Origin of the sequence: Bifidobacterium criceti (genome assembly GCF_002286935.1) — a bacterium.
Lineage (GTDB): Bacteria > Actinomycetota > Actinomycetes > Actinomycetales > Bifidobacteriaceae > Bifidobacterium > Bifidobacterium criceti.
Genome location: NZ_MVOH01000027.1, coordinates 1 through 3422 on the forward strand (window position 1 = coordinate 1; position 3422 = coordinate 3422).

The 3422-nt window shown below is 44.7% G+C and carries 3 protein-coding genes; 2 read left to right on the forward strand and 1 reads right to left on the reverse strand.

Going from position 1 to position 3422, the window contains the following annotated elements; genetic code table 11:
- The first annotated feature begins 762 nt into the window (after positions 1-762).
- Together xerA and B1526_RS08785 are read left to right on the forward strand one after the other, a co-directional pair.
- Complete coding sequence (gene xerA / locus B1526_RS08780; protein ID WP_095615675.1) at positions 763-1722, forward strand: site-specific tyrosine recombinase/integron integrase; 960 nt, start codon at positions 763-765, stop codon at positions 1720-1722.
- On the forward strand, positions 1719-2192 hold the full coding sequence (locus B1526_RS08785; protein ID WP_095615676.1) for a restriction endonuclease subunit S: 474 nt from the start codon (positions 1719-1721) through the stop codon (positions 2190-2192). Before xerA ends, B1526_RS08785 begins: the two co-directional genes overlap by 4 nt.
- Here B1526_RS08785 and B1526_RS08790 read toward each other — a convergent pair.
- Positions 2155-3422 (reverse strand): restriction endonuclease subunit S (locus B1526_RS08790; protein ID WP_235607127.1); only part of this gene is annotated, 1268 nt, incomplete at its 5' end. The genes B1526_RS08785 and B1526_RS08790 overlap by 38 nt on opposite strands.

The window sequence follows — 3422 nt, forward strand, 5'->3', positions numbered from 1 at the left end:
AACTAGCGCAGAGTGAGACCGCATCAACATCACACACAATTCCACAGAAACGAACAAACACATGGACTTCACCAGTCAACAAATGATTATTTATCAACGTTATGCGAGACTGTCGTCAGCAAAAAAGATAATGGGAGATATTTAACTCTTTGGAATATCTGCCATCAAGTCTCAGATCGAGTTGATTACACCGAAGCAAAGCTAGAAACTTACGTTTCAACCGAATCTCTTTTGCAAGAAAAACGCGGACGTCAGCACGCGCAGTCCCTGCCGGCAACAGGCAAGGTCACTCATTACAAGATTGGTGACACTCTAATATCTAATATTAGGCCATATTTTAAGAAAATATGGTTTGCGTCATCCGAAGGCACCTGCTCCAATGATGTATTGGTTTTCAGGGCAAATGATTCAAGTAACGCTTCTTTTCTGTATGCATGCTTAAGGCAAGATTCTTTCTTCAGACATATCACAAAAGGTGCAAAAGGTACGAAAATGCCTCGTGGTGACAAAAAACAGATAATGGATTTCTGCGTGTCCGATTCATGTAGCCCAGAAGATAAGAGCCTAATTGATTTCTTAGTTAAACAGATATCGGAGAACGATTACGAAGCATTTCGACTCCAGATGCTTCGAGACGCTCTTCTTCCCAAGCTTATAGCCGGAGAGATAGATGTCTCGAACATTGACCTCACGCAGCCAACAAATAATCATTTACCAGCCTACAGGCACAATGTTCCTACCCCTCTATCGGAAGGAACCTCTATGGAAAACACCATCAATGCCATCCTGTCACAAATGCAGAGCATGCTCAATCCAGCTCAGCTCAAACACTTAGCCGAGATTCTCAGAGTCACATTGCTTCCAACGCAGAAAACAGCAACATCACAAAATCTGCTAGCACTGTTCCTGACCGCAAAAGAAGTTGAAGGGTGCTCCCCAAAAACTATTGCCTATTACGAAAACACGCTTCAACATATGACACGAACATTGTCTAAACCATATACGCAAATCAATAGCGACGATTTGCGCGAATACCTCAATGACTACGAATACGAGCGGAAAGCAGGTAAAGTTACTATCGACAACATTCGTCGGATTATGTCAAGTTTCTTCGGCTGGCTCGAAGATGAAGACTACATTGTGAAAAGTCCCGTGAGACGCATTCACCGTGTAAAAACGGCAGTATTTGCTAAAGAAACCTTAAGTGACGAGAATCTAGAGACACTACGCGATCAGTGTGACACCATACGAGACCTTGCTGTCGTAGACATCCTCACATCCACCGGCATGCGAGTAGGCGAATTAGTTGGATTAGATATAGCTGATGTGAATCTTCACGAACGAGAATGTCTGGTCACAGGAAAAGGAAACAAGCAAAGGCCCGTCTACTTTGACGCCAGAACAAAGCTTCATCTTGCCGCCTACCTCGAATCACGTAATGACGACAATCCGGCACTGTTCGTATCGCTTAGCGGTCAAAGGACTCGTATCACCATCGGAAGCATCGAGAGAAGGCTTAGAGAGCTCGGCAAAAAAGCCGGTGTCAGTCGAGTCCATCCACACAAATTCCGCCGTACACTTGCCACACACGCCATCGACAAGGGCATGCCAATCGAGCAGGTGCAAAAACTGCTCGGCCATGCAAGAATAGATACGACCATGCATTACGCCATGGTCAACCAGAACAACGTGAAGGCATCACATAGAAGGTACTTGGAATGAGCTGGCAGACACTTGCAGACGTATGCACACGCCTTAGCAGCGGAAAGAGCATACCTTCTTTAAAAGTTAAGAAAAACGGGCGTTTCCCCGTCATTGGAGGTAATGGAATACGCGGATACGCCGATGAATACAACTTTTCGGGAGAGTGCGCTGTAATCGGAAGACAAGGCGCGGCATGTGGCAACGTACATTTTTTCTCCGGCAAAGCATATATCACCGAGCACGCCGTTGTAGCATGCACGAACACTCATCATAACGCCCATTACTTAGCGTATCTGCTTTCAACCCAGCAACTCGGTAGATTATCGGCCCAATCCGCCCAGCCGGGACTTTCGGTAAAGACACTCTCACGTTTCGAAGTCAATCTCCCTTCAATCCAAATTCAAGAACAAGTTGTGCAGCTGTTGGGAACTATCGACAAAAAGATTGAACTCAACAATCAGCTAAATGATTATTTGTTGGCTGCGTGAGGTCAATGTTCGAGACATCCATCTCCCCGGACATGAGTTTGGGGAGAAGTGCGTCGCGCAGTAAGACGAGATTCCGGTTCTCGATTGAGTTGGCGCGGATGACTTCCATACTCCAGCTTAAGACTTTTTTCAGTTCAGAGACTTGCTTTCCACTCGGCATTCTAACCTCATATCTTCCTATATCGTCTCCAGAAACACGCTGACGACCGCTTGACCCATTCATATGAGCTGTTGCGTACGAAATGAAGTCTGCATTGCGTGATAGGAAATAGAAAAACTCAGATGGCAACGTCCCCCTCGACGAAAGTACTATAAATTCAGTCGATCCAAAAGCTACTTCGTCAGGATTTAAAAAATTGACATACCCTGCTTTTCCATTTTCTAGACATGGAGTAATCCTAGCTAGAACAGTATCGCCGTTTGTGAATCTAGCACCTCCATTGTATATCTTGGTCCGCCACCCAATAGGGAAGGCTCCCCTCGTAGACAGATCGGCCATCTCTACGCAAAGAGCCGACTCTCCTTTCTTGAGGGGCCTTTTTGGATTCACATCAGCAATATCGGAAATCTTCACCAACGGGTTGTCTTCATCGTTATCGAAGCGGTCGAAAAGATTTTGGCACATCTGCTCTAAATAATCATTTAGCTGATTATTTAGACTAATCTTATCGTCGATCAACCTTAGCAGTCTAACGACTTTTCTCTGTTGATCAACAGAGCCTGGATCTCTTATCTCAATCTGCATCAATGTTTTCTGCTTAAAATACGGCAGGGCGGTACCATCTACCCAATTCGAGAGTTTCATGGAGCACAGTAAGTAATATAAATAATCCGCATCAATGCCCACTTTGGGCGTAGCAGACATCATATTATTGTCAATAATAGTGGGTTTAGTCAACTGTCGCACGCGATTTGCCCTTATCGCTTCACCAACCTTGGCAAACACAGAGGATCCCGCAGGATGAATCTTGGCCGATAACTCAGCAACAATGTCTTGCGAAACCCAATTATCAGCACTTTTAATCCAACATGTATTATCTTTTGAATTCATATCCTTGACTTTAATAAAGGGATAATCACCTTGAGATAATCCTTGATATTCTTTAGGAAATGCCGTTCCAGCTTTGAAACTGCATATTTGCCCTAACGTCCTACATGTCATAACCGATGGCCTCCAGATTCTTCTTAATCTGCTCTTGTAGCTGGTTGGATTCCTCGAAGCATTTGGCA